This is a genomic window from Streptomyces sp. CB01881 (assembly GCF_002953255.1).
Classification (GTDB): domain Bacteria; phylum Actinomycetota; class Actinomycetes; order Streptomycetales; family Streptomycetaceae; genus Kitasatospora.
The window spans coordinates 7,768,367-7,792,776 of sequence record NZ_CP026498.1; the positions used below are offsets into that span (position 1 = coordinate 7,768,367).

At 73.5% G+C, this 24,410-nt stretch carries 22 protein-coding genes; 13 read left to right on the top strand and 9 right to left on the bottom strand.

Going from position 1 to position 24,410, the window contains the following annotated elements; translation table 11 throughout:
• Positions 1-81: 81 nt before the first annotated feature.
• From C2142_RS23980 to C2142_RS23990, 3 genes are all read left to right on the top strand, one after another.
• Positions 82-945, top strand: a complete 864-nt coding sequence (locus C2142_RS23980) for an oxidoreductase (RefSeq protein ID WP_148644545.1) — start codon at positions 82-84, stop codon at positions 943-945.
• Between the two features lie 171 nt (positions 946-1,116).
• A complete protein-coding gene (locus C2142_RS23985) occupies positions 1,117-2,340 on the top strand; it encodes a beta-ketoacyl-ACP synthase II (RefSeq protein ID WP_148644546.1) in 1,224 nt (407 codons plus the stop codon).
• A 45-nt stretch (positions 2,341-2,385) separates the two neighbouring features.
• Positions 2,386-2,871 (top strand): GNAT family N-acetyltransferase, encoded by a 486-nt coding sequence (locus tag C2142_RS23990; protein WP_148644547.1) that lies wholly within the window; start codon positions 2,386-2,388, stop codon positions 2,869-2,871.
• Between the two features lie 64 nt (positions 2,872-2,935).
• Here the strand turns inward: C2142_RS23990 and C2142_RS23995 are convergent, their stop codons facing one another.
• The 3 genes from C2142_RS23995 to C2142_RS24005 all read right to left on the bottom strand — a co-directional run bounded on the left by C2142_RS23995 (position 2,936) and on the right by C2142_RS24005 (position 4,849).
• Positions 2,936-3,544 carry a hypothetical protein gene (locus tag C2142_RS23995; protein WP_148644548.1) on the bottom strand — a complete coding sequence of 203 codons (609 nt, stop codon included), beginning with the start codon at positions 3,542-3,544 and terminating at the stop codon, positions 2,936-2,938.
• Between the two features lie 185 nt (positions 3,545-3,729).
• Complete coding sequence (locus tag C2142_RS24000) at positions 3,730-4,332, bottom strand: NAD(P)H-dependent oxidoreductase (protein ID WP_148644549.1); 603 nt, start codon at positions 4,330-4,332, stop codon at positions 3,730-3,732.
• A gap of 118 nt (positions 4,333-4,450) precedes the next feature.
• Positions 4,451-4,849: a MerR family transcriptional regulator gene (locus tag C2142_RS24005; RefSeq protein ID WP_148644550.1), complete on the bottom strand. Its 399-nt coding sequence runs from the start codon at positions 4,847-4,849 to the stop codon at positions 4,451-4,453.
• Between the two features lie 81 nt (positions 4,850-4,930).
• Here C2142_RS24005 and C2142_RS24010 point away from each other — a divergent pair, with 81 nt between their 5' ends.
• The 3 genes from C2142_RS24010 to C2142_RS24020 all read left to right on the top strand — a co-directional run bounded on the left by C2142_RS24010 (position 4,931) and on the right by C2142_RS24020 (position 7,695).
• Positions 4,931-6,103 (top strand): alkene reductase, encoded by a 1,173-nt coding sequence (locus C2142_RS24010; RefSeq protein ID WP_148644551.1) that lies wholly within the window; start codon positions 4,931-4,933, stop codon positions 6,101-6,103.
• A 105-nt stretch (positions 6,104-6,208) separates the two neighbouring features.
• Positions 6,209-6,703, top strand: a complete 495-nt coding sequence (locus C2142_RS24015) for a peptidylprolyl isomerase (RefSeq protein WP_148644552.1) — start codon at positions 6,209-6,211, stop codon at positions 6,701-6,703.
• Between the two features lie 188 nt (positions 6,704-6,891).
• On the top strand, positions 6,892-7,695 hold the full coding sequence (locus tag C2142_RS24020; RefSeq protein ID WP_241002746.1) for an arylamine N-acetyltransferase: 804 nt from the start codon (positions 6,892-6,894) through the stop codon (positions 7,693-7,695).
• A gap of 203 nt (positions 7,696-7,898) precedes the next feature.
• Here C2142_RS24020 and C2142_RS24025 read toward each other — a convergent pair whose 3' ends face one another.
• The gene (locus C2142_RS24025) at positions 7,899-9,317 is read right to left on the bottom strand and encodes an LCP family protein (RefSeq protein WP_148644554.1); all 1,419 of its coding nucleotides are present in this window, start codon (positions 9,315-9,317) and stop codon (positions 7,899-7,901) included.
• A 468-nt stretch (positions 9,318-9,785) separates the two neighbouring features.
• On the opposite strand from C2142_RS24025, the gene ssuE reads away from it, so the two are divergent.
• The 3 genes from ssuE to C2142_RS24040 all read left to right on the top strand — a co-directional run bounded on the left by ssuE (position 9,786) and on the right by C2142_RS24040 (position 14,031).
• Entirely contained in the window at positions 9,786-10,340 is a 555-nt protein-coding gene (gene ssuE, locus C2142_RS24030; protein ID WP_148644555.1) for an NADPH-dependent FMN reductase, read from the top strand.
• A gap of 322 nt (positions 10,341-10,662) precedes the next feature.
• Positions 10,663-11,448, top strand: coding sequence for an ABC transporter ATP-binding protein (locus C2142_RS24035; RefSeq protein WP_241002747.1), 786 nt, complete (start codon positions 10,663-10,665; stop codon positions 11,446-11,448).
• Positions 11,449-11,466: 18 nt separating this feature from the next.
• Complete coding sequence (locus tag C2142_RS24040; RefSeq protein WP_148644556.1) at positions 11,467-14,031, top strand: ABC transporter permease; 2,565 nt, start codon at positions 11,467-11,469, stop codon at positions 14,029-14,031.
• 87 nt (positions 14,032-14,118) lie between these two features.
• On the opposite strand, the gene C2142_RS24045 is transcribed toward C2142_RS24040, so the two are convergent.
• Positions 14,119-15,666: an LCP family protein gene (locus C2142_RS24045; RefSeq protein WP_148644557.1), complete on the bottom strand. Its 1,548-nt coding sequence runs from the start codon at positions 15,664-15,666 to the stop codon at positions 14,119-14,121.
• Between the two features lie 164 nt (positions 15,667-15,830).
• Between C2142_RS24045 and C2142_RS24050 the strand changes: the two genes are divergently transcribed.
• Both C2142_RS24050 and C2142_RS24055 read left to right on the top strand, forming a co-directional pair.
• Entirely contained in the window at positions 15,831-16,871 is a 1,041-nt protein-coding gene (locus tag C2142_RS24050; RefSeq protein WP_148644558.1) for a glycosyltransferase family 2 protein, read from the top strand.
• Between the two features lie 80 nt (positions 16,872-16,951).
• A complete protein-coding gene (locus C2142_RS24055; protein ID WP_148644559.1) occupies positions 16,952-17,581 on the top strand; it encodes an acyltransferase in 630 nt (209 codons plus the stop codon).
• A 31-nt stretch (positions 17,582-17,612) separates the two neighbouring features.
• On the opposite strand, the gene C2142_RS24060 is transcribed toward C2142_RS24055, so the two are convergent.
• The 3 genes from C2142_RS24060 to C2142_RS24070 all read right to left on the bottom strand — a co-directional run bounded on the left by C2142_RS24060 (position 17,613) and on the right by C2142_RS24070 (position 21,673).
• Complete coding sequence (locus tag C2142_RS24060) at positions 17,613-19,292, bottom strand: LCP family protein (RefSeq protein WP_148644560.1); 1,680 nt, start codon at positions 19,290-19,292, stop codon at positions 17,613-17,615.
• A 215-nt stretch (positions 19,293-19,507) separates the two neighbouring features.
• The gene (locus C2142_RS24065; RefSeq protein ID WP_241003261.1) at positions 19,508-20,734 is read right to left on the bottom strand and encodes an LCP family protein; all 1,227 of its coding nucleotides are present in this window, start codon (positions 20,732-20,734) and stop codon (positions 19,508-19,510) included.
• A 147-nt stretch (positions 20,735-20,881) separates the two neighbouring features.
• Positions 20,882-21,673 (bottom strand): TIGR03089 family protein, encoded by a 792-nt coding sequence (locus C2142_RS24070; RefSeq protein WP_148644562.1) that lies wholly within the window; start codon positions 21,671-21,673, stop codon positions 20,882-20,884.
• 104 nt (positions 21,674-21,777) lie between these two features.
• On the opposite strand from C2142_RS24070, the gene C2142_RS24075 reads away from it, so the two are divergent.
• A complete protein-coding gene (locus tag C2142_RS24075; RefSeq protein WP_148644563.1) occupies positions 21,778-22,923 on the top strand; it encodes an N-acetylmuramoyl-L-alanine amidase in 1,146 nt (381 codons plus the stop codon).
• A gap of 19 nt (positions 22,924-22,942) precedes the next feature.
• On the opposite strand, the gene C2142_RS24080 is transcribed toward C2142_RS24075, so the two are convergent.
• Positions 22,943-23,434, bottom strand: coding sequence for an SgcJ/EcaC family oxidoreductase (locus tag C2142_RS24080; RefSeq protein ID WP_148644564.1), 492 nt, complete (start codon positions 23,432-23,434; stop codon positions 22,943-22,945).
• A 54-nt stretch (positions 23,435-23,488) separates the two neighbouring features.
• Here C2142_RS24080 and C2142_RS24085 point away from each other — a divergent pair, with 54 nt between their 5' ends.
• Positions 23,489-24,406, top strand: coding sequence for a DNA-3-methyladenine glycosylase (locus C2142_RS24085; protein WP_148644565.1), 918 nt, complete (start codon positions 23,489-23,491; stop codon positions 24,404-24,406).
• Positions 24,407-24,410: the final 4 nt, after the last annotated feature.

Sequence of the window (24,410 nt, forward strand, 5' to 3'; positions counted from 1 at the left end):
CTTGGACGGCCACCGGGCCCGGCTGGCATAAAAGAGTGCGTCAACTACCAAGTTTTACAACGGTTTACGGAGGCACCCGGGATGACCAGCAGCACCCCCGAGAAGAACGCGGCCGGCCGGGTCTGGCTGATCACCGGCGCCAACTCCGGCTTCGGCCAGGCGATCGCGGAGGCCGCGCTGGCCGCCGGCGACACCGTGGTGGCGGCCGCCCGCCGTCCCGAGACGCTCGACGCGCTGGTCGCGGCCCACCCCGACCGGGTCGTCCCGGTCCGGCTGGACGTCACCGACCAGGCCGGGATCGCCTCCGTGGTGGCGGACACCCTGCTCTGGTACGGGCGGATCGACATCCTGGTGAACAACGCCGGGCGCGGGCTGATCGGGGCCGTCGAGGAGTACACCGACCGCGACCTGCGGGACCTGATGGACCTGCACTTCTTCGGGCCGGCCGCACTCACCCGCGCCGTCCTGCCGCACATGCGGTCCCGGGGCTCCGGCGCCGTCGTCCAGATGAGCAGCATGGGCGGCCGGTTCTCGTTCCCCGGGGTGGGCGCCTACTCGGCCACCAAGTTCGCGCTGGAGGGGCTCTCCGAGGCGCTGGCGCTGGAGGTCGTCCAGTTCGGCGTCAAGGTGCTGATCGTCGAGCCCGGTTCCTTCCGTACCTCCTTCGCCGGGCCGGGCGCACTCGCCCAGACGCCGGCCATCCCCGCGTACGAGTCGGTGGTCGGCCCGGTCCGGTCCGCGCTGCCGGAGAGCGACGGCAGGCAGCCCGGCGATCCGGCCAAGGCCGCCGCCGCGATCCTGGCCGCCCTGGACGCCGAGCGGACCCCGCTGCGACTGGCCCTCGGCAGTGACGCCGTCGACGCGGTCCTCGGTAACCTCCAGGCCGCCGAGAAGGAGCTCAGGGAGTGGGAGCCGGTCGGCCGGGGAACCGACTTCGAGGCCTGACGGCTGGAGGAATCCCACAATATCTTCGTGTTCGAATCGGTCGGCTTGCACACCTGATCAAGCATCACCACCCTGGCATGGTGGCGGAAGAGGCGACAACTCCCCGTACCCACGCGGTGCGGGGAGTTGTGCCGCTGTCACAAGCGCTTCAACAGCCTGGGGGTTCGTTCGATGAGTGTCGACAACAACGGCGTGCTGGTCACCGGGCTCGGTGCGACGACGCCGCTCGGCGGGGACGTCGCCTCGACCTGGGCCGGTCTGTTGGCCGGCGAGTCGGGCATCCGCGCGATCGAGGAGGAGTGGGCCGCCGCACTGCCGGTCCGGATCGCCGGGCGGCTCAGGGTCGAGCCCTCCGAGGTGCTGGACCGGGTGCAGGCCCGGCGGATGGACCGCTGTGAGCAGGTGGCGCTGGTCGCCGCCCGCGAGGCCTGGGCGGACGCGGGGGCTCCCGAGGTGGACCCGGAGCGCCTCGCCGTGGTGATCGGCACCGGCACCGGCGGGTCGCTCACCATGCTCGCCCAGGACGACGTGCTGGAGGCCTCCGGGGTGCGGAAGGTCTCCCCGCACACGGTGCCGATGCTGATGGCGAACGGCCCTGCCGCCTGGGTCTCCATCGAGCTGGGCGCGAAGGCCGGCGCGCACACCCCGGTGAGCGCCTGCGCGTCCGGCGCCGAGGCGATCGCGATGGGCCTGGACCTGATCCGGCTCGGCCGGGCCGACGTGGTGGTGGCGGGCGGCGCCGAGGCGTGCATCTGCCCGCTGCCGCTGGCCGGCTTCTCCCAGGCCAAGGCCCACTCGACCCGCAACGACGAGCCCGGGCGGGCGTCCCGGCCGTTCGACGCGGACCGGGACGGCTTCGTGATCGGCGAGGGCTCGGTGGTCGTCGTCCTGGAGCGCGCCGGGTTCGCCGCGGCCCGGTCCGCCCGCGCGCACGCCACCCTGGCGGGTGCGGCGGTCACCTCGGACGCGTACCACATCACGGCGGCCGCGGCGGAGGGGCAGGTCCGCGCGATGCGCCGGGCGGTCGCGGAGGCCGGGCTCGCCGCGGGGGACATCGACCTCGTCCATGCCCACGCCACCTCGACGCCGCTGGGCGACCTGGTCGAGGCCGAGTCGGTCACCGAGGCGATCGGCCTGCACCCGGCCGTCACCGCGACCAAGTCGATGACCGGCCACCTCTTCGGGGCCGCCGGTGCGGTCGGCGCGCTGACCGCCGTCCTCGCGCTGCGCGACGGCGTGGTGCCGGCCACGCGGAACCTGGAGAGACTCGACCCGGCGGTCAAGCTGGACGTGGTGGCGGGCGCCCCGCGGCGCGGCGCGCTGACCGCCGCCCTCACCAACTCCTTCGGCTTCGGCGGCCACAACGCTTCCCTGGTCTTCACCCCGGCGCCGTGAAAAGCCGCGCGACCGGAGCATCGGGTGGTGTCTAGAGTCGCCACCATGTCTACGTCGTCGCCGGCCCTGCGCCTGGAGCTGATCACCCCCGCCACCATCGACGCCGCGCTCGCCCTGAAGGTGCGGCCGGACCAGGAGGGGCTGGTGGCGCCGGTGGCGAAATCGCTGGCAGAGGCGTACGCGTACGGTGACACCGCCTGGCCCCGGCTGATCTTCGACGGCGACCGGCTGGTCGGGTTCCTGATGGCGTTCTTCGACGTCCGCTTCGCCCCCGGGTACCCCGACGACCGTCCCCGCTCGGGTCTCTGGCGTCTCAACATCGGTGCGCAGGAGCAGGGCCGCGGCTACGGGCGTTTCGCCGTCGAGCAGGTCTGCGCGGAGATCCGCCGCCGCGGCGGGCACCGCGTGTCGGTCACCTACGTCCCGGGCGACCACGGGCCGGCCGGGTTCTACGAGAGCCTCGGCTTCCGCCCCACCGGGGAGTTGAGCGGCGACCAGGTGGTGGCCGAACTCGCCCTGTCGGAGGGCTGACCGCCGGGCGCCGCGCGGGGCGGAGGGCCGGACCGGCCTCCCGCCCCTTCGGCGTGTCCGGGACTCAGCCCAGCAGCAGGTACTTGGTGGACTGGACGCCCCGGATGGAGCTGCAGTCGGTGTTCTGGACGCTCTGGCTGTAGGTGAAGCCCTTCGGGATCTCGCAGGCCCAGATGCCGTTGGCCGGCTTGCGGAGGTGGAAGGTCGTGGCCTGGACGCCCTGGTTGATGCTGCAGGCGCTGGTGTAGGTGATCATGTCGTAGGTGAAGGCGGGGGTGCCCATGCAGGCGGTGAGGCCGTCGACCGGGACCCGCAGGTGGTACATGTTGGAGGTCACGCCGGAGATCTGGCTACAGGCGCTGCCCCAGGTGATGGCGTCGTAGACGAAGCCGGGCGAGCTCTTGCAGGCGGTCAGCCCGTCCACGGGGGTCCGCAGGTGGAACTGCGGCGCGTTCCAACTGCCGCTGCTGCACGTCCGGTTCATGGACACCTGGTCGTAGACGTAGCCGGCGGGGACGTCGCAGGCCCAGACCCCGTCGAGGCCGGTGGTGGCGCTGGTGGCGGCGGAGGCGGTGGTCGCGGTGGCGGCGCCGGAGAACAGCAGGGCCAGAGAGGCGAGGGCGGCGAGCACCAGGCGGATCGGGCCGGTGCGGGCGGTGCGTGCGGCGGACATGGGTCTCCCAAGGGGTGGCCGGTGGTGTGAAGGTCGCACGGTGATTCGGGCAGGATTCTGTGCCCGCCGCTGGTTTTAGCATGATCATGCGGATCTCCGCACCCCCGCCGGACGGCAGGGATGGATACCCGCCACCGGACGCCCGTTCGTCGGCCAGATCCGCCTGTCCGGCCCGTCGGACGGCCTCAGTCGAGTAGTGCCGCCGCCTCCTGGCGTGCCCGGCGCAGCCACTGTGCGCGGGTGGCGTCCGTCGAGTCGGTCACCGTCCGGAAGACGACCCGCCGCACGTCCGTCACGCCCACGTACGGCAGGACGCAGGCCGCCCAGATCCGCTCCAGCGGATCGCCGAACTCGCCGTGCTCGCGCTCCTCCGGGGTGTCGGAGGTGTTCAGCACCAGCGCCCGCCCGGCCCGGAGCAGCCCGGCCGGCTCGCCGTCCGCCGTGCCGAGCTTGTACGCCACGCCGGGCACCAGGACCCGCTGCACCCATCCGGTCAGGACGGCGGGCGGCATGCCCCACCAGTTCGGGTGGACCAGGACGAGCGCGTCGAGGGTGGCCACCTCGGAGCGGTGCAGGGCGAGTTGAGGGTCGGTGGATTCGCCGGCCGCGGCGACGGTCTCCGTCTCCCCGGCGGTCAGCACCGGGGCGAACCCCTCCGCGCACAGGTCGTGCGCCACCACCTCGCAGCCGCGCCCGCGCAGTTCGTCCATCACGGCGTCGGCCAGCGCGTGGTTGAAGCTTCCCGGCCGCGGATGCGCCAGATAGACCCCGATCCGCCGTACTCCCATGTCCCCTGCCCCCTGAGTCAGTTGCTCCGGGGCGATCCTAGGGCCCGGCTTCGGGCTCCCGCCCGCCCGGGGGCGCCGGGGCAGGGCGGCGGACCATGCAGGCCGGCCCGGCGCCCCGCTACAGCGCCTGCGGGCGCCCGTCGACGCTGCTCAGCTGTGCCCGGCCCGAGGCGGTCACGATCACCTCGTCGAGGAGCTCGCGGGAGTGGACCAGATCGGTGATCATCCGGTCGATGCGGTCGCGCTCGACGGTGAGCTCCTCGATCAGGCGCGGGGTGGCGATCTCGGACGGCCCACCGTCGGAGTCCCGCATGCAGGGCAGGAGTTGGGCGATCTTCTTGCTGTGCAGGCCGGCCGCGAAGAGCTCCTGGATGAGGACGACGCGGTCGACGGCGGCGTCCGGGTAGTCGCGGTGGCCGCCGAGGGTGCGATCGGCCGCGAGCAGTCCCTGCTTCTCGTAGTAGCGGAGCGAGCGCTCGCTGACGCTGGTGCGCTGGGCCAGTTGACCGATTCGCATGGGCTTCCACCTCGGCGTTCGTCATCGGGTTCGAGAGCGGACTTGAAGTTGACACCGATGTTAGCTTCTACGGTCTCCCTCATGACGAACACGGCGAACACGGCGAAGGCCAACGCGACGAAGGCCAACGCAGGGTCGAGCGCCGCAGGGGCGGACACGCCCACCACGCACGCGACCTCCCTCTTCCAGCCCGCCCGCCTCGGCGCGCTGGAGCTGCCGAACCGCCTGGTGATGGCGCCGATGACCCGCACCCGCGCCGCGGCCGACGGCGTCCCTCGGCCGATCATGGCCACCTACTACGCGCAGCGCGCCTCGGCAGGCCTGGCCATCGCCGAGGCCGCCACCCCGAACGCCGTCGGCCGGACCTACGCCAACATCCCGGCGATCCACACCGCCGAACACGTCGCCGGGTGGCGGCGCGTGACCGACGCCGTGCACGCGGCGGGCGGCCGGATGTACCTGCAACTGCAGCACGGCGGCCGGGTCGGTCACCCGGAGAACAGCGGACTGCACCCGGTCGCGCCCTCGCCCGTCGCACTGCCGGAGGCCGTCCACACGCCGAGCGGCCCCCAGGAAGCGGTGGTGCCGCGGGAGATGACCGTCGCCGAGATCCGCGAGACGGTCGCCGACTTCGCGGCCGCCGCCCGCAACGCGGTCGCGGCGGGATTTGCGGGCGTCGAGGTGCACGCGGCCAACGGCTACCTGCTGCACCAGTTCCTGGCCCGGAACACCAACCGGCGCACCGACGCGTACGGCGGCTCCGTGGCGGGCCGGGTCCGGTTCGTCGTCGAGGTGGTGCGGGCGGTGGCGGAGGCGATCGGCGCCGAGCGGGTGGGGGTGCGGATCTCCCCGGGCGTGACCGTCAACGGCATCGAGGAGGGCGACACCGAGGAGATCTACCGCGCTCTGCTCGGCGAACTGGCGGGGGAGGGGCTGGCCTACCTGCACGTGGTCTTCGCCGACCCTCAGTCGCCCCTCTTCCAGGAGATCCGCAAGACCTGGGACGGAGTGCTGATCGGCAACCCGGTGCTCGGCTGGGGCGGGCCGCTCCCCGACGACGGCGGCCGCTCGGCCGGTGAGCGGCTGCTCGCGGCGGGCGCCGACCTCGTCTCCTACGGCCGCGGTTTCCTCGCCAACCCCGACCTGGTCGAGCGCCTCCGTACCGGGGCACCGCTCAATCCGGTGCGCGGCGGCCTGATGTACGCGAGCGGCGCCGAGGGGTACACGGACTATCCGGTGCTCGCCGCCGGGTGAGCCGTCGCAGCTCACCGGCGCCATGCGGTCCGGGGCGGTGGCACGCCGTGACGGCTTTGCCGGGGCCGTCGCGCGTCGAGGGGTGCGGCATGCCATGATCCCTGCATGGGTTCCAACGTTTACTTCGACATCACCATCAACGACGAGCCGGCGGGCCGGATCGTCTTCAAGCTCTTCGACGACGTCGTCCCGAAGACCGCCCAGAACTTCCGCGAGCTGGCCACCGGCCAGCACGGCTTCGGCTACAAGGGCTCGTCCTTCCACCGGGTGATCCCGGGCTTCATGCTGCAGGGCGGTGACTTCACCCGCGGTGACGGCACCGGCGGCAAGAGCATCTACGGCGAGAAGTTCGCGGACGAGAACTTCCAGCTCAAGCACACCAAGCCGGGCCAGCTGTCGATGGCCAACGCCGGCCGCAACACCAACGGCTCGCAGTTCTTCATCACCACCATCGTGACCGACTGGCTGGACGGCAAGCACGTCGTCTTCGGCGAGGTCGTCGAGAACCTGGACCTGGTGACGAAGATCGAGTCGCTCGGCTCGCAGAGCGGCCGCACCAAGGCGAAGATCACCATCGCCGACTCGGGCATCGTGGAGTAGTCCAGCCCCTCCCGAGGCGCTGTGGAGCAGGACGTCGGCCCGGCCGACTTCCTGCTCCTCGCCGTTTCCGGGCCCGGCCGCTCCGGCCCCCTGCGGCTCCTGCCACTCCGGCTCCGGCCACCACCCCGATGGCCCTAGGACCAAGGACCGATGGCCGCCCGGCGCCCCGGCGCGCTGGAATGGGCGGCGTGGACCGTCCCCCGGCACTCGACGACCTCACCGGCGCGCAGGTGGACGCCTACCTGGCCCGGCTCGGCCTGCCCGCACCCGAGCGGCCCTCGGCGGCCGCGCTCGCGGAGCTTCAGCGCGCGCACCTGGACGCCGTGCCGTTCGAGAACCTGAGCGTGCACCTCGGTGAGCCCGTGGTGCTCGGGACCGGCGCGCTGTTCGAGAAGCTCGTCACCCGGCGCCGCGGCGGCTTCTGCTACGAACTCAACGGCGCCTTCGCCGCCCTGCTGCGCGCACTCGGCTACCGGGTGAGCCTGCTCGGCGCACGCGTCCTCGACGGGGGCCGGCCGGGCCCGCCGTTCGACCACCTCGCCCTGCGGGTGGACCTGGACCGGCCGTGGCTGGTCGACGTCGGCTTCGGCAGGTTCAGCCGGTTCCCGCTGCAGCTGGACGAGCGCGGTCAACAGCCGGACCCGGCAGGCGAGTTCACCCTCGTCCCGTACGGCGCCGACGAGCTCGACGTGCGGATGGGCGGCGAGCCGCAGTACCGGCTCGGCCTGCGCCCCTACGAGCTGGCCGACTTCGTGCCGACCTGCTGGTGGCAGGCCACCTCGCCGGACTCGCACTTCACCCGCTCGGCCACCTGCTCGCTGCCGGCCCCGGACGGCGGCCGGGTGACCCTCAGTGGCACCCGCCTGATCCGCACCGCCGTCGACGGCGGGCGCACCGAGGAACTCCTCGACGGGGCAGGGACGCTGGCCGCCTACCGCTCGCTCTTCGGCATCACGCTGGACCGCCTGCCCACGGTCCTGCACCCGCAGTAGCCGGAGCGGGCAGCCGCACAGGAAGTCGGCCGGCCCCGGCCCGATCCCGGCGGGGGCCGGAACCTCCGCCCCGTGGAACGCGAGCGCCTCCTGGACCGGGCGGCCCAGGAGGCGGTGGCGACGGCGGTGGGCCGGCGCGGTGACGAGTGACGTCTCCCCCGCTGCGTCGACGGCGTCATGCCACGTCGCGGACGGTCACGGGGTCACTTCGTGTCCGGCACGGCGGTGTCGTTCTTGAACGCGTCGAAGACCTGCTTGGCCTTGGCGGCGTCCCACTTGACCGCCGACTCGCCGGTGCTGGTCTTGAAGTCGGGGTTGGCGATCGGGACGGTGATGCTCTTGCCGCCGCCGCCGTTGACGTCCTTCATCGCGAGGAAGAGCGAGCCGAGGTCGGTCAGGCCGGCGTCCTCGTCGACGATCAGGGTGCCGAGGCCGGAGTCCACCAGCGGGTAGAAGGTGAACGGGTTCAGCAGGGTGGCGGGCGAGGCGGCCTGCTTGGCCAGCGCGCCGAGGAACTTCTGCTGGTTGCGCATCCGGCCGAGGTCCTGGTCGGCCATCTGGTGGCGCTGGCGGACGAAGGCGAGGGCCTGGGTGCCGGTGAGGCTCTGGCAGCCCGCCTTGAGGTCGAGGCCGGAGTCCTTGTCCTTGACGTCCTGCTCGATGCACATGTCCACGCCGCCGACCGAGTCGACGATGCCGACGAACCCGGCGAAGCCGATCTCGGCGTAGTGGTCGATGCGGATGCCGGTGTTCAGCTCGACGGTCTGGGCGAGCAGCTTGCCGCCACCCGCCGCGAAGGCCGAGTTGATCTTCGAGCTGGTGGCCTTGACGGTCTTCCCGTTGTCGCCCGGGTGCTCGGGGATCGGCACCCAGGAGTCGCGCGGGATGCTCATCAGGGTGTTCCCGTTGTCCCCGATGTGCAGGATCATCATGGAGTCGCTGCGCTTGCCGCCCGCGTGGCCGGTGTGCAGGTCCTCCTCCTGGGAGTCGGAGAGGCCGTTGCGGCTGTCGGAGCCGACGATCAGCCAGTTGGTGCCCTTTCCGGCGGCCGGGCGGCCCGGGTAGTCGGTGAGCACGTTCTCGTGGTTGAGCTTGGAGCCGGCCCAGAACCAGGTCGAGACGGCGGTCAGCATCATCGCGATCAGGACGCCGAACACCGACCACTTGACGATCCGGCGTCGCGGCCAGCGCGAGGAGCGGGCGGCGGAGGGCGGCTGGGTGCCGCCCGGGGCTATCGGCCCGCCAGGACCGCCGGGCCCACCCGACCCACCCGACCCACCCGGCCCGCCGGGAGCCCCGGGGCCATTGGGCGCCCCCGGTCCCTGCGCCGGCACCCCGGGCCGCGCCCCCGGCTGCCCGTACGGCTGCGGCTGTCCGTAGCCCTGGGCCGGCCCGGAGCCGGGGGCCTGCCCGGGAGCCGGCGCCTGCCCGCCGGACGGCTGCCCGTACTCCTGCGGCTGCCGCGGCGCCGGGGCCCCCGGCCCGCGCGGGTTCAGCGAAGCCGGCAGCGGCGGCTCGGCCGCCGCACCGCCGCCGCTGCGCCCGTACGCACCGCCGCCGCCGTTGCCGCCGCCGTACGGGTTCCCGCCGCCGCCCGGGCGGCCCTCCTGCCACGTGTTCATGTGGGAGAGGATGCCCGACGCCGGGTGCGGTGACTCCCCCCGGGGCCCTCACCAGGCCCCTTGTAGCAGTTTTGATGCACGTGCCGGATCGTTCCGCCGCAACTTCGCGCGGGGGCGTACCCGGGGGCCGCACCCGGTGTGCGGCCGCCCCCGCCGCGTCTCACCATCCGTCTCACCCGGTGTTCACCAGCCGGAACGATCCTTGACCGGCCGGAACGCTGCGTGTTTGCATGACTGCCATGGATCAGCGATGGACTCTCACGCGTCGGCGGCACGTCGACCTTCAGCGTGTGTCCTGTTCGCTCTGTCGTGGCTGACGCGCGCCCGTCGAACCCTCTCCATTCCCCCTCCGCGCCGCACCTTCCCGCGCCGCTCCCCGTTCCTGCGCACCGTGGTCCGCCGCCGCCCGCGCGGCGCGCGCCCTGCTGCGGCAGCGCCGTCCCCGCTTCCCGCCCAGAGGTGAACCCCATGGCCACCGTCCTGTCCGTCTCCGGCTCCCCGTCCGCGACCTCCCGCACCACCCGCCTGCTGCGCCACGTCGACGCGCGGCTCGAAGCCCACGGCCACCACGTCGTCCCCTTCGAGGCGCGCAGCCTGCCCGCGCACGCCCTGCTCTCGGCGGACTTCTCCCACCCCGAGATCGTCGCCGCCGCGGAGCTGTTCGCCCGGGCGGACGGGATCGTCATCGGCACCCCCGTCTACAAGGCCGCCTACTCGGGCCTGCTGAAGACCCTGCTGGACGTGCTCCCGCAGTACGCGCTGACCGGCAAGGCCGTCCTGCCGCTGGCCACGGGCGGCTCCACCGCGCACGTGCTGGCGGTGGACTACGCGCTGCGCCCGGTGCTCAGCTCGATGGGCGCCGGCCACATCACCCAGGGCTGGTTCGTGCTCGACCGCCACATCACCGTCCGGGAGGACGGCGGCACGGTGATCGAGCGCGAGACGGACGTCCTGCTGACGCCGGTGGTCGACGCCTTCGCGGCCGCGCTGGAGCGGCTCGCCGCGCCGGCGCTCACCTGCTGACGGGCCGTCGGGAACGGTCCCGCGCGGGCCGACCCCGAGACGGGTGGCGGCGACCCCTAGGGGGAGGGGTGCCGCGCCCCGTACAACTACGGTTGAGGCGCTTCATACCGGCGGATGACGAGCGATCGCGCCGCCGCTCCTAACGTGGATCACATCCCCGCTCGTGCGGACCGGGGCCCAGGTTCCCCGGAACCGGGGCCTGGGTGCATCTGGAGGGTGGGGCTAACTCCCGGTCGAGGACTACGTCCTGCACCCTGTCGCAGCACAGGTCGCAGCGACAAGGCTGGGGGCAACGGGTGGGCCCACTTCTTAGGAGACTCCAGTGACGACGGCAGCAGCCGTGTACGACCCCCAGCTTCCCGGCGGCTCGGCCGCCGTCGCGGCCTCGGCACGTCAGGTGACCAAGGCCTACGGCACCGGCGAGACCAGGGTCACCGCGCTGGACGCGGTGGACGTGGACATCCAGCGCGGCCGCTTCACCGCGATCATGGGCCCCTCGGGCTCCGGCAAGTCGACCCTGATGCACTGCCTGGCGGGCCTGGACACCGTCACCGAGGGCCGGATCTGGATCGGCGACACCGAGATCACCGGCCTGAAGGACAAGCAGCTCACCAGGCTGCGCCGGGACAAGATCGGCTTCATCTTCCAGGCGTTCAACCTGCTCCCGACGCTGAACGCGCTGGAGAACATCACGCTCCCGATGGACATCGCCGGCCGCAGGCCGGACGCCGCCTGGCTGGACCAGGTGGTCGAGACCGTCGGCCTCGCCGACCGCCTCAAGCACCGCCCCACCCAGCTCTCCGGCGGCCAGCAGCAGCGCGTCGCGGTGGCCCGGGCGCTGGCCGCCCGCCCCGAGATCATCTTCGGGGACGAGCCCACCGGGAACCTCGACTCCCGTTCCGGCGCCGAGGTGCTGACCTTCCTGCGCCGCTCGGTGGACGAGCTGGGCCAGACCATCGTGATGGTCACCCACGACCCGGTCGCCGCCGGCTACGCGGACCGCGTGCTCTTCCTCGCCGACGGCGTGATCGTCGACGAGATGCACGCCCCCACCGCCGACTCCGTCCTCGAACGCATGCGCCGTTTCGACGGCAAGCGCACCAGCTGAGCGGGCGGGCACAGGACCATGCTGCTCAAGACGTCACTGAGGACCTTCTTCGCCCACAAGGGGCGGATGGTGCTCTCCCTGATCGCGGTCGTGCTGTCGGTCGCGTTCGTGTCCGGCACCCTGGTGTTCTCCAACACCGCCACCAGCACCTTCGACAAGCTCTTCGCCGCCACGGCCTCCGACCTCTCCGTCCAGCCGCCCAAGCCGGACAACGGCGACGACGACCAGCGCGACAAGACCCCGACGCTGCCGGCGGACACCGCGCAGAAGGTGGCCGCGACCGCCGGTGTGAAGACGGCCGTCGGCCAGGTGATGGTCGCCAACGCGACCCTGGTCAACCCGGCCACCAACAAGGTGGTCGGCCCGACCAGCGGCGCCCCCACCCTGACCGGCAACTGGACGGACACCCCGCGCAACGCGGTGGAGATCACCTCCGGCCACGTGCCGCAGGGCCCGGGCGACGTGGTGCTCGACGCCGACACCGTGAAGAAGTCCAAGCTCGGCCTCGGCGCCGGGCTGCGGGTGATCACCGCGGACGGCAAGCACGACTTCACCATCGTGGGCATCGCCTCCTTCAAGACCACCAACCCGGGCGCGGCGCTGGCCTTCCTGGACACCGCCACCGCCCAGCAGGTGCTGCTGGGCGAGACCGCCTTCACCTCGGTCGAGGCGTTCGGCGACGGCAGCCGCGGCAACGACCAGCTCAAGGCCGACCTGCTCGGCAAGCTGGGCGGCGGCTACCAGGCCAAGACGGCCGCCGAGCAGAAGGAGGAGAACGACAAGAGCGTCGGTGCCGGGCTCGACTTCATGAAGTACGCGATGCTCGGCTTCGGCGGCATATCGCTGCTGGTCGGCGGCTTCCTGATCATCAACACCTTCTCGATGCTGGTCGCCCAGCGCACCCGCGAGATCGGGCTGCTGCGCGCCATCGGCGGCAGCCGCAGCCAGGTGAACCGCTCGGTGCTGGTCGAGGCACTGATCCTCGGCGTCCTCGGTTCGACGCTCGGCATCGGGGCGGGCGTCGGCCTGGCGGTCGGCCTGATCAAGCTGATGAACGCCGTCGGGATGAACCTCAACGCCGGAGACCTCCAGATCGGGCTGAACGTGCCGGTCGCCGCCTACTCGGTCGGCATCCTGGTCACCGTGGCGGCCGCCTGGATCCCGGCCCGCCGGGCCAGCCGGATCGCCCCGATCGCGGCCCTGCGCGACCACGGCACCCCGGCCGAGGGGCGCTCCAACATCGTCCGCACGATCGTCGGCCTGGTGCTGACCGCGGGCGGTGCCGGCCTCCTGGTGCTGGCCGCCGGCGCCGACAAGGCCGGTACCGGCGGCAAGCTCCTCGGTCTCGGCGTGCTGCTCAGCCTGGTCGGCTTCGTGGTGCTCGGCCCGCTGCTGGCCACCACCGTGGTCCGCGTGCTCGGTGCGCTGCTCCCGGCCCTGTTCGGCCCGTCCGGCAAGCTCGCCCAGCGCAACGCGGCCCGCAACCCGCGCCGCACGGGTGCCACCGCCGCCGCGCTGATGATCGGTCTCGCGCTGGTGATCGGCGCCTCGGTGTTCACCAACTCGGCGACCAAGTCGACCAACGCGCAGATCGACAAGAACGTCGGCGCCGACTACACGGTCGACGGCGGCCGCACGGGCCTCAGCCCGGAGATCATCGCCGCCGTCAAGGCGGCCCCCGGCCTGGCGCACGTCACCGAGGAGAAGTACCTGAGCGGTGCGGCCATCGTGACGGCGGACGGTGCCGGCACCAAGGGGATCGCGGCGGTCTCCGGCACCTTCACCGACGACTTCTCGCTGCCGGCCGCATCCGGCGGCCCCGACTTCCTCAAGCAGGGCGGGCTGGCGGTCGGTCAGGACTTCGCCAAGGACCACAACGTCAAGGTCGGCGACACCGTCAAGATCGACTACGGCAAGGGCCACACCCAGTCGGTGCCGGTCGGCATGATCATCGGGAAGGGCAACTCGCTCTTCAACGGCGCCTCCTTCATCGGGATCGACACCGTCGCCAAGGCCGTCCCGGCGGCCGAGCAGCCGACGACCGGGCAGCTGTACGCCAAGGCGGCCCCGGGGGCGGACGTCGCGAAGACGCTCACCGCCGTGCAGGACGCGGTCAAGGAGTACCCGCAGGTCCAGGTCGTGGACAAGGCCGGCTACAAGGAGATCGTCCAGAGCCAGATCAACACCCTGCTCTACCTGATCTACGGCCTGCTCGGCGTGGCGATCGTGGTCGCGGTGCTCGGCGTGGTCAACACCCTGGCGCTCTCGGTGGTCGAGCGGACCCGCGAGATCGGCCTGCTGCGGGCGATCGGGATCTCCCGGCGCCAGCTGCGCCGGATGATCCGGCTGGAGTCCGTGGTGATCGCCCTGTTCGGCGCGGTCCTCGGCACCGGCCTCGGCCTGGCCTGGGGCATCACCGCCCAGCAGGTCCTGAAGGAGAACGGGCTGGAGTCGCTGGCCGTCCCGACCGGCACGATCATCGGCACGCTGATCGCCGCGGTGGTCATCGGCCTGCTGGCCGCCCTCGTCCCGGCCTTCCGGGCCGGCCGGATGAACGTCCTCGCGGCGATCGCGACGGACTGAGCCCCCGGATCGGGGGACCGGGGGACGGCAGGGGCCGGGTGCGCGACAGCACCCGGCCCCTGCCGCGTACCCGGCCCGGGCGTGCGGCTACGGGCAGACGACGTCCGCCGTCTTCCCGGCCGCCGAGGAGGCCGCCGCCGACGGCGCGGTCGGTGCCGGCGGGGGCGGGGGCGGGGGCGCAGGCGTGGCGGACGGGCCGGTGCCCGCCGGGGCGCCCGGAGCGCCCGTCGACGGGCCCGCCGCAGCCGGGTAGTCCGTGCCCGCGAACACCTGCAACGTGGACCCGAGCCCCGGAACGGTCACCGGCTCCGCGCCCGGCAGGGCGGCCGCCAGCGTCCGCGCCGACTCGGCCCAGCGCGGGTCGTACCGGACCACCGTCCGGCCGGACGCCGTACCCGCCGGGGCGTTGGACGGTGCGCCGGTGGTGGCGAACCCGGCCCGCCGCAGGTCCCCGTCGACGCGGGCGCCGAGCCCGGTGGTCCCGGCCGCGTTGAACACCTGGACGTGCACCTGTTCCGGGGCCACCGTGGGCGCCGCGGCCCCACCCGCGGCCCCACCCGCAGCCGCAGCCGCGCCCGCCGCCGGGGCCGCCGGGGACGCGCCCGCCGTCACGCCCTCCAGTGGCTGGCCGGCCCGTACCGCGTCGAACAGGGCCCGGGCGCCGGCCTGGTCCCAGAGCACCGTCGAGCCCCATCCGCTCACCTGGTGGTCCAGCTGCGCCAGCGGGACGGTCGCGAAGTCGGCCCGGCCCCCCGACAGGTCCTTCAGCCGGGTGGCTAGGGTGATCAGCTCGTCCGCGGTGAGGTCCTTGTCGGCCTTGACCGAGCCGAGCAGGCTGTCCGTGACCCGGGCCAGCCGGACCGGGTTGAGCAGGGTGCCGTCGTCGGCGAGCTGGTGCAGCAGCTGGGCGACCAGCTTCTGCTGCCGGTGCATCCGCCCCAGGTCGGAGCTGGCGTCCACGTGCCGGGCGCGGACGTACTTGAGCGCCCCGGCGCCGTCCAGGGTGTTGGTGCCGGCCGGCAGGTCGAGGCCGGAGTACTCGTCCTTGAGCGGCTTGGCGGTGCACACCCGCACCCCGCCGACGGCGTCCACGGCGGAGACGAACCCGGCGAAGTCGACCTGGACGTAGTGGTCGATCCGCAGGCCGGTGTTCTGCTCCACGGTGGCGACGGTCAGCTGCGGCCCGCCCATCCCGTACGCGGCGTTGATCTTGCCCTTGCCGGCCGGGACCTCCTTGCGGGTGGCCTGGTCGCGGTGGGCGGGGATGTCCACGTAGGAGTCGCGCGGGATGCTGACCACGTCGGCCCGGGCGCCGTCCCCGGTGAGCTGGACGATCATCATGGTGTCGGTGCAGTGGCAGGACTCGCCCCCGGCGTGCAGCACCTCCTTGAGCGTCTTCTCCGGGATGCCGTCCCTCTCGTCGGTGCCGACCACCAGGAAGGTGGTGGAGCCGTCGTCGGTGGGCCGGGCCTGGTCGCCGCTGAAGGCGTCCACCCGGTCGATCGAGCCGAGGCCGTGCAGCACCGCCCAGCCGCCGCAGGAGGTGGCGAGGACGCCGAAGGCGATGCCCGCGGCCAGTCGGCGGGGCCAGGCGCGGCGTCGGCCGGGCTGGGCGTGGAGGGGGGAGACGGGCATCTCTCGGATGGTAGGGGCGGCCCGCTCCGGGCCGGGTGAGGGCGCGCCGTGGGCTGGGGGTACGGTGAGCCTGGGCGATGAAACGTTCCTCCGGTGAAGGGTGTGCGGAGGTACCCGAACCGGGACAAGACGGCGACCCTTCGGCACCGGTACGGTTGGCCCCGATGAACACCAAGGCTGCTGAGGAGCTGCCGGCGGTCTCCGTGATCATGCCGGTGCTCAACGAGGAACGACACCTGCGTACGGCCGTCCGGCACATCCTGGAACAGGACTACGCCGGGCCGATGGAGGTGGTGATCGCCCTCGGCCCGTCCTCCGACCGCACTGCGCAGATCGCCGCCGAGCTGACCGCGGAGGACCCGCGGGTCCGCACGGTGGAGAACCCCACCGGTCGCACCCCCGCAGGGCTGAACGCGGCGATCCGGGGCTCCAGCCACCCGATAGTGGTCCGCGTCGACGGACACGGCCTGCTGACCCCCGGCTACATCACCACGGCGGTCCGGCTGCTGGGCGACATGGAGGCCGCCAACGTCGGCGGCATCATGCACGCCGAGGGCGAGACCGAGTGGGAGAACGCGGTCGCCGCCGCGATGACCTCCAAGATCGGCGTCGGCAACGCGGCCTTCCACACCGGCGGCCTGGCCGGCCCGGCGGACACCGTCTACCTCGGGGTGTTCCGGCGCGAGGTGCTGGAGAAGCTCGGCGGCTACAACGAGGAGTTCGTCCGCGCCCAGGACTGGGAGCTGAACTACCGCATCCGCCAGGACGGCGGGCTGGTCTGGTTCACCCCGCAGCTGCGGGTCACCTACCGGCCGCGCCCCACCGTGCGGGCGCTGGCCAAGCAGTACAAGGACTACGGGCGCTGGCGCCGGGTGGTCACCCGGTACCACAGGGGCTCGGTCAACCTCCGCTACCTCGCCCCGCCGGCCGCGTTCCTCGGCGTCACGCTCGGGCTGCTGCTCGGCGTGGCCGTCCACCCGGCCTTCCTCGCGGTGCCCGGCGCCTACCTGCTGGGCATCCTCGGCGGCGCGCTGTCCGAGGGCCGCGGCCTCTCGCCGAAGGCCAAGGCGCTGCTGCCGGTGGCCTTCGCGACCATGCACCTCAGCTGGGGCTTCGGCTTCCTCACCTCGCCGCGCTCGCTGGCCCGCCGGGTGATCGGCAGCCGGGCCCCGTCCAGTACCGACGTGGTGGCCAAGGCGGGCTGACCGGAGCCCGCGGGGCCCGGTCCGGCCAATCCCGCGGACCCGCCCTCCCGCCCCCTGCGCCGGCGCTATCGTCGGGCGCCATGGGGACAGTCGAGGGCGGGGCCGCCGCCGGTGCCCGGATCGAGCCGAGCGCGGACGTGGACGACCGGGCGGTGCTCGGTGCCGGGACGACGGTCTGGCACCTCGCCCAGGTGCGCGAGGACGCCGTGATCGGCGCGGACTGCATCATCGGGCGCGGCGCCTACGTCGGCCCGGGCGTGCGGATCGGCGACCGGGTCAAGCTGCAGAACCACGCCCTGGTGTACGAGCCGGCGGTGGTCGAGGACGGCGTGTTCGTCGGCCCGGCGGCGGTGCTCACCAACGACCTCTACCCGCGCTCGGTCGACGTCGACGGGAAGCTCAAGCGCGGCGACGACTGGCACGCCCGCGGGGTGACCCTCCGCGAGGGCTGCTCGGTCGGCGGCCGCGCCGTCCTGGTCGCCGGGGTGACGGTCGGCCGCTGGGCGCTGGTCGCCGCAGGCGCCGTGGTGCACCGGGACGTCCCGGACTTCGCCCTGGTGGCCGGCGTCCCGGCCCGCCGGATCAAGTGGGTCGGCCGGGCCGGTGAGCCGTTGGAGCCGGACGGCCCGGACCGCTGGCGCTGCCCGCGCACCGGCGAGGAGTACCGCGAGGCCGACGGCACCCTCACCCTTCTCCAGCGGCTGATCTAGCGGCCGATCGGGCGGGCCGTCTCTTCAGCGGCTACTTCGCGCAGACGTCGGTGTCGTCCGCCTGGACCCGCTGGAGGTCCTTGGGGGCCTCGGTCGGCGCGGCGCCAGGGGTGGCCGGCGCCGCCGGCGCGTCCTTGCCCAGCAGCAGGACGAGCCCGTCCCTGGCACCCGCCTTCGGGTCCTCCTTGGCCGCGTCGGCCGGCAGGCCGAGGGCTGCGGCCAGCGCGGCCGCCTCGGCGGACTTCCCGGCCGGGTAGGTGATCGAAGTGGCGGGCGCGGCCGGCGCGTTGGCGGCGGTCGCGGCCTTCGCGAAGCCCTTTGCCCGGAGCTTGTCGACGGCCTGCTGCGCCTGCCCGGGTGTCCCGCTGCCGTTGTGCACCGTCACCCGGACGTCCTTGGTGTCCACCGCGGGGGTGGTGGCCGTGGGCGAGGGCGCGGCGGCGGCCGGGGCGGTGGTCCCGGGGGTGGCGGGGGCCGAGGGGGCGGCCGGGTCGGCCGGGGCGGCCGTCTCGGTCAGCGAGCGGTCGTTGGCGACCAGTGAGAACACCTGCCCGGCGTCCGGCTGCTTCAGCACCAGCCGGTCGTTGTCCTTCGGGTCGTCCAGTACCGGCACGGTGGTGAAGGTGATGTTCTTGGTGTCGACCTTGCTGACGTCCAGCGCGAGGTCCTTCAGCTTGTCGACGCTGCCGATGCCGGAGTCCACGGTGAGCGCCTTGGTGGCGGCGTCGGCGAGCTTCCACAGCTTGGTCGGGCTGGTCAGGGTGTCGCTGCTCTTGACCGAGCGGATCATCGAGCTGATGAACTGCTGCTGGAGCGGGATGCGGGTGAGGTCGCCGCCCAGGCCGACGGCGTGCCGGGTGCGGACGAAGGCCAGCGCCTCGTCGCCCTGCACCACGTGCCGGCCCTTGGTCATCTTCAGGTGCGAGTCCGGGTCGTTGATGTCCTTGGCCGCACACACCTCGACCCCGCCGACGGCGGTGGAGAGCGTCTTCACGGCGTCGAAGTTGACCATGACGAAATGGTCGACCCGGATGCCCGTCAGTTTCTCGACGGTCTTCCAGGTGCAGCCCGGGTCACGGCCCTCCTGGCCGAGGCTCTCGTTGAACATCGCCCGCGACGAGCCGGGGATCTTCTTCCCGGTATTGGTCTCGCAGTCCGGGATCGGCACCATCAGATCGCGCGGAAGGCTGACCACGGTCGCATTGCTGCGGTCCTTGGCGACGTGGAAGAGCAGCGTGGTGTCGGCGTGCCCGGTGCTGCCCTCGTCGCCGTACTCGCGGCCCAGGCCCTCCCGGCTGTCGGTGCCGATCACCAGGATGTTCAGCGCGTCCCCGGCCGGCTTGGGCCGCTCCTCCTCGCTGCCCAGCTGCACCTTGACGGCGGTGATGTTGTTGTTGAAGTGCTCGTACGCGTAGTACGCGCCGCCGCAGCCGGCCACCAGGACCAGCGCGCCGACCCCGGCCGTCCACTTCAGTACCCGGCGCCGCCGGTTGCGCCGGGCCTGGCCCTTGCGGCGGTGGCCCCGGCCGCCGGAGTGGCCGGGCCCGGGAGCGGCGTCCGCCGTGGCGTCCGCCGCGGGGCCGGGCTCGCGGGAGGCCGTCCGGCGGCGCTGCCCGGGGACGCCCGTGTCCGGGTCGAGCCGGTACTGCCCCGTGTCCGGGTCGAGCACCCACTGGTCGGCGGGGTCGACCTCCTGGCTGTCCTGCTGCACGGGGGCTCCCTCCCTCCGACCGGTCTGCACGGGCCGGTGCGCATGCCGCGCGCCGACCCGGACACACTAGACGAGCCGCGTGGGGGAATTGTTCCTGATGTGATCTCCGCCATGTCCGGGAACCGCAATTCCCCAGGTAATCGGGGGTCTGGGAATTCCCCGGGAATGCCTGGCAAGATCATGATCCGTACACAAAAGGGTGACCCGGCGAACGGTCAATGCATAGCGCAGGCATCCGCGTCGGCGGTGCGCCCCTCGAAGGAGGGCGGCGCGGTGGCGGAGGGCGACGCCCCGGCGCTCCGGCTCGCCGAGGGGGTCTGGCCCGCCGCCGAGGGCGTCTGGGCCGGGGTGGAGGTCCGGCCCGTCGTGGGGGTCTGCCCGGCGGCGGTGGCCAGGTCCGAACCGGCGGTGGGGGACGCGGTCACCCCCGCCCCCGCCGCCGTGGTCGGGGCGGCCGACCCCGGCGGGCGGACGGTGACCGGACGGTCGTCGCGCAGGGCCGTGAACAGCTGCGTGGTCTGCGGCTGCACGAACTCGTCCCGGTCCGAGTCGAAGCGGTACGGGCGGCGCGGCGCGGTCAGGAACACCACGTCGGCGGAGGGGATGCCGCGCAGGTCCTGGGTGAGGTCGTAGAGCGCGCCCAGCGAGGAGAGCCCGGCGTCGGCCTTGACCGAGGAGGTCGCGGCGTCCAGCACCGGCCAGAGCCGGGCCGGGTTGAGCAGGACGCCCTGCGACTGCACCTTGCGGATCAGTGCGGCCAGGAACTGCTGCTGACGGCCCATCCGCTGGGTGTCGCTGCCGTCGCCGAGGGTCTCCCGGGCCCGGACGTAGCCGAGCGCCTGCTCGCCGTGGAGGGTCTGCCGCCCGGCCGGGAGGTCCAGCTTGGCGTCCTTGTCGTGGATCGCCTGCGGCGCGCACACCTCGACCCCGCCGACGGCGTCGACCATGGCCTTGAACCCGGTGAAGTCGAGGATCACGTAGTGGTCGATCCGGATGCCGCTGAGCTGTTCGACGGTCCGGATCGAGCAGGCCGGGCCGCCGCTCTCGAACGCGGCGTTGAACTGGAGCAGTGCGGGGCGGCTCCGGGTGCCGTCCGGCTTCTCGCAGGCCGGGACGGTGACCATGACGTCGCGGGGGATGGAGACCGCCGTCGCGTGCCGCCGGTCCGCCGCCACGTGCAGCAGGATCGTGGTGTCCGAGCGCTGGCCGCCGGCCTCGCCGTACGAGGCGTTGGCACCGGTGCGGTCGTCACTGCCGATCAGCAGGATGTTCTCGGCGCCCTTGGCCCCGGCGGTGCGGCTGGGCCGGTCGGCCTCCAGCCGGGCCAGCAGCCGGTCGGTGGCGGAGTCGGTCTGGATGTTCCCGTCGAGCTTGCGGTAGGCGATCCAGAGCAGGGCGCCGCAGGCGACCAGCAGGAAGGCGAGGACGCCGGCGGTGATCATCAGCCACCGCCGGCGCCGTCGTCCGGGTGCGGTCGGGGTGTCCGGGGCCGCGGAGGCGTTCCGGGGAGGGGGGGTGTCGGTCGGGGGGTGCTCGGTGTCGTCCTCGGCCATGGCAGGCATCCCTACCCGCCGGACCGGAGGCGGGAGTTACCCGAGGCGCAGTGTCACCCGTTCGGATTCGGTCCGCTTCTCCCACTGCGCGTCGCCGAGGCCCTCCGAGTTGCGGCAGAGCACCACCGAGGCGCCGGCGGCGAGCGGTGCCAGCAGGCCGGCCTCCAGGCCCGTCCAGTCGTCGTACGAGAGGGTGGAGAGCACCCGGTCGCCGGCCTTGAGGCCGAGCCGGGCCGCGCCCTCCCGGGCCAGCTGCACGGTCTGGTCGCCGGTCAGCTTCAGCGGCAGGCCGTCCACGAGGGTCTCCAGCGCGGGTGCGTCCGGCGTGACGGGGGAGTACGGGGCGAACCGGTCACCCTGGCCGGGCACCTCGGCGGCGTAGTCCAGGAAGCCGTCCGGGCGCTGCGGGAAGCGGCCGCCGAGCGGGCGCAGCGCGAGGGCCACCCGCTCGCCCTCGCACGCCTGGGCGGCCTCCAGGCCGTCCGGGCCGCTGACCACCAGGTCGGCGTCGCCGGGCTCGCCGGCGGGGACCGCCGTCACCCCGACCGACCAGCAGGCCAGCAGCCAGACGGCGCTCTGCCAGTGGGCGGGCAGCAGCAGCGCGGCGCGGTCGCCCGGGCCGGCGTTCAGCTCGTCCTGGAGGAGGTTGGCGGTCTTGGCCACCCAGTTGTCGAAGGTCCGGGCGGAGAGCTCCACCCGTTCGCCGGTGGCGTCGTCGTAGAACGTGACCAGCGGGGCCGCGGGGTCGACTGAGGGAGTGCCACCTCGCAGGTATGCGTGCAGCAGCTCGACGGGGGTTCGGGCATCGGCAGCGAAAGGCGCAGTCATGGTGCGCCCCAGCCTACGGCCTTCGGGTGGACGACCGGGAGGGGTGTCGGACGGGGGGTGAGCTGGCGTGGCGTCAGAAGCGGTTTGTCTGCAATATCCCTTTTATGCGTATCTCACTCCTTGCCGGTGCCGCCGCGGGCTGCGCCGCCGTCCTGTTCTTCCAGCCACTGGCCGTCGGCGCCGTCGCCGACCCGGCACCGACCCGGCGCACCTCGGCCGGTGACGGATCGGTGACGACCCTGCCGCTGGGCCACACCGAGCACGGCTTCACGCCGCGCGCCACCAGACCCTTCTCACTCCTCGGGGTCAGCTGGGACGACCCACGGGGCTCGCTGGACGGCGGTTCGGTCCGGGTCCGCACCCGCAACATCGCCACCGGTGCCTGGAGCGACTGGCGCAGCCTGGACGTCGACGGCGAGGACGCGCCCGACGAGCGGGACGGCCGGGGCGGTGCGCGGGGCGCCTCGGCGCCGCTCTGGACCGGTCCCAGCGACGGCGTGGCGATCGAGGTCACCCCCGGTCCGCGCGGACTGCCCTCCGGGCTCCGGGCCGAGCTGGTCGACCCCGGTCGCGGCGCCACCGCCGCACCCAACGTCCCGCGCACCCTTGCGGCCGGCGCGTCACCCGGCCGGCGGGCCGACCACGAGGCACCGCGGCCGGGCATCGTCACCCGGGCGGGCTGGGGCGCCGACGAGTCCCTGCGCGACCCGGGCTTCGTCTACACCGGGCCGGTCCGGGCGGTCTTCGTCCACCACACCGCCACCGCCACCGACTACTCCTGCAGCGACGCGCCGCAGATGATCCGGGCGATCTACCAGTACCACGTCCAGAGCAACGGCTGGCGGGACATCGGCTACAACTTCCTCGTCGACCGCTGCGGCACCATCTACGAGGGCCGGGCCGGCGGGGTCGACCAGCCCGTGTTCGGCGCGCACACCCTCGGCTTCAACACCGACAGCTCGGGCGTCGCCGCGCTCGGCACCTTCACCTCGGACAGCCCCGAGCAGGCCCTGGTCGACGGCGTCAGCAAGATCGCCGCCTGGAAGCTCGGCCTCACCGGCCAGGACGCCGACGGCACGACCAACCTGACGTCCGGCTCCTCGCAGAGCCGCTACCCGAAGGGCACGGTCGTCTCGTTCGACACCGTCTCCGGTCACCGGGACGCCTTCAGCACCGACTGCCCCGGCGCCGGCCTCTACGGCCGACTCGGCGACATCCGCTCCTGGGCCGCCCACCTCCAGGGGCGCTGACCTCGTCCTCGTACCACCGCTACGCAGGCCCCGGTCCGCGTCCGATCAGCGCCCGAAGCTCCGCGGTGAGCTCCTGCGCGAGGTCCGGCCGCAGGTCGTACCGGGCCGGGGTGTTCTGCAGCAGCGCGATCCGCCAGCCCGCCCCCGAGTTGACCGCGATCACCGTCTGCAGGGCGTTCAGCGCCGGGTCGAGGTCCTCCCCGTCGTCCGGCACCAGCCCCGCGACGGCGTCCAGTTGCGCCACCCCCGGCCCCAGCGCCCGGACCCGCCGGACCTTGGCGACGTACTCGGGCGTGACGTGGTCCGCGAAGATCTGGCCCAGCTCGGCGGCGATCACCGACCGCCCGCACTGCCGCGTGCCGTCGAACCCGATCACCTCCCCGCCCTCGGCGAACGGCCCGGCGAAGGCCGCGCCGTCCCGCAGGTTCCATCCGTCCAGCGCCCGGTGGTAGAGCGCCCGGACGGCACCCTCGTCCGCGGGGGACAGCTCCGGCAGCCGCGTATCGTTCATACCCCCATGGTCGGCGAAGCCGGGGCGGGCGGCAGGCGGAGGAGGTGCACGGCGGTGACGGGCGAGGCGGTACGCCGCTGGCGGCCGGGCTTTCCGCTGGACGCGGCCCGCACCCTGCTGCCGCTGCGCCGCGGACCGGCCGACCCTGCGTACCGGACGACCGGTGACGGTGCGGTCTGGCGGGCCTCCCGCACCCCGGCCGGCGTCGGCACCCTGCGCGTGCTGGCCCGCCCGGCCGAGGGGACGGTCGAGGCGAGCGCCTGGGGTCCGGGCGCGCAGTGGCTGCTGGACCGGCTGCCGGTCCTGCTCGGCGCGGAGGACGACCCGGCGGGCCTGCTGCTTCCGCCCGGCCCGCTGCGCGACGCCCAGCGCCGGACGGCCGGGGTGCGGCTCACCCGGACGGGGCTGGTGCTGGAGTCCCTGGTGCCCGCGATCCTGGAGCAGAAGGTCACCACCGACGAGGCGTACCGCTCCTGGCGGACGCTGCTGCGCGATTTCGGCACCCCGGCGCCCGGCCCGGCCGAGGGCATGCGGGTGTCGCCGTCGGCCCGCGAGTGGGCGCTGCTCCCCAGCTGGGAGTGGCACCGGGCGGGCGTGGACCCGAAGCGCTCGGCGACGGTCGTGCGCGCCGTCCGGCTGGCCCCGCGGCTGGAGGAGGCCGCCGCGATGGGCCACACCGAGGCCTTCGCCCGGCTCACGGCGGTGCCGGGCATCGGGGTCTGGACGGCCGCCGAGACCCTCCAGCGCAGCAACGGCGACCCGGACGCGGTCTCGGTGGGCGACTACCACCTGCCCAACCTGGTCGGCTGGGCCCTGGCCGGCCGGCCCCGCAGCGACGACGCCCAGATGCTCGCCCTCCTGGAGCCGTACCGCCCCCACCGCCACCGCCTCTGCCGCCTCCTGCCGGCCACCGGCACCCACGCCCCCCGCTACGGCCCCCGCCTGACCCCCAACGACCACCGCGGGCGCTGAAGGA

What these genes read in the sequence shown, in the direction of transcription:
- C2142_RS24025 (WP_148644554.1), bottom strand. Translation starts at nt 9,317, where the DNA reads ATGAACACGTGGCAGGAGGGCCGCCCGGGCGGCGGCGGGAACCCGTAC.
- C2142_RS24070 (WP_148644562.1), bottom strand. Translation starts at nt 21,673, where the DNA reads ATGACTGCGCCTTTCGCTGCCGATGCCCGAACCCCCGTCGAGCTGCTG.
- C2142_RS24075 (WP_148644563.1), top strand. Translation starts at nt 21,778, where the DNA reads ATGCGTATCTCACTCCTTGCCGGTGCCGCCGCGGGCTGCGCCGCCGTC.
- C2142_RS24065 (WP_241003261.1), bottom strand. Translation starts at nt 20,734, where the DNA reads ATGATCACCGCCGGCGTCCTCGCCTTCCTGCTGGTCGCCTGCGGCGCC.
- C2142_RS24045 (WP_148644557.1), bottom strand. Translation starts at nt 15,666, where the DNA reads ATGCCCGTCTCCCCCCTCCACGCCCAGCCCGGCCGACGCCGCGCCTGG.
- C2142_RS24050 (WP_148644558.1), top strand. Translation starts at nt 15,831, where the DNA reads ATGAACACCAAGGCTGCTGAGGAGCTGCCGGCGGTCTCCGTGATCATG.
- C2142_RS24000 (WP_148644549.1), bottom strand. Translation starts at nt 4,332, where the DNA reads ATGGGAGTACGGCGGATCGGGGTCTATCTGGCGCATCCGCGGCCGGGA.
- C2142_RS24005 (WP_148644550.1), bottom strand. Translation starts at nt 4,849, where the DNA reads ATGCGAATCGGTCAACTGGCCCAGCGCACCAGCGTCAGCGAGCGCTCG.
- C2142_RS23995 (WP_148644548.1), bottom strand. Translation starts at nt 3,544, where the DNA reads ATGTCCGCCGCACGCACCGCCCGCACCGGCCCGATCCGCCTGGTGCTC.
- C2142_RS24055 (WP_148644559.1), top strand. Translation starts at nt 16,952, where the DNA reads ATGGGGACAGTCGAGGGCGGGGCCGCCGCCGGTGCCCGGATCGAGCCG.
- C2142_RS23985 (WP_148644546.1), top strand. Translation starts at nt 1,117, where the DNA reads ATGAGTGTCGACAACAACGGCGTGCTGGTCACCGGGCTCGGTGCGACG.
- C2142_RS24080 (WP_148644564.1), bottom strand. Translation starts at nt 23,434, where the DNA reads ATGAACGATACGCGGCTGCCGGAGCTGTCCCCCGCGGACGAGGGTGCC.
- ssuE (WP_148644555.1), top strand. Translation starts at nt 9,786, where the DNA reads ATGGCCACCGTCCTGTCCGTCTCCGGCTCCCCGTCCGCGACCTCCCGC.
- C2142_RS23980 (WP_148644545.1), top strand. Translation starts at nt 82, where the DNA reads ATGACCAGCAGCACCCCCGAGAAGAACGCGGCCGGCCGGGTCTGGCTG.
- C2142_RS24010 (WP_148644551.1), top strand. Translation starts at nt 4,931, where the DNA reads ATGACGAACACGGCGAACACGGCGAAGGCCAACGCGACGAAGGCCAAC.
- C2142_RS23990 (WP_148644547.1), top strand. Translation starts at nt 2,386, where the DNA reads ATGTCTACGTCGTCGCCGGCCCTGCGCCTGGAGCTGATCACCCCCGCC.
- C2142_RS24015 (WP_148644552.1), top strand. Translation starts at nt 6,209, where the DNA reads ATGGGTTCCAACGTTTACTTCGACATCACCATCAACGACGAGCCGGCG.
- C2142_RS24040 (WP_148644556.1), top strand. Translation starts at nt 11,467, where the DNA reads ATGCTGCTCAAGACGTCACTGAGGACCTTCTTCGCCCACAAGGGGCGG.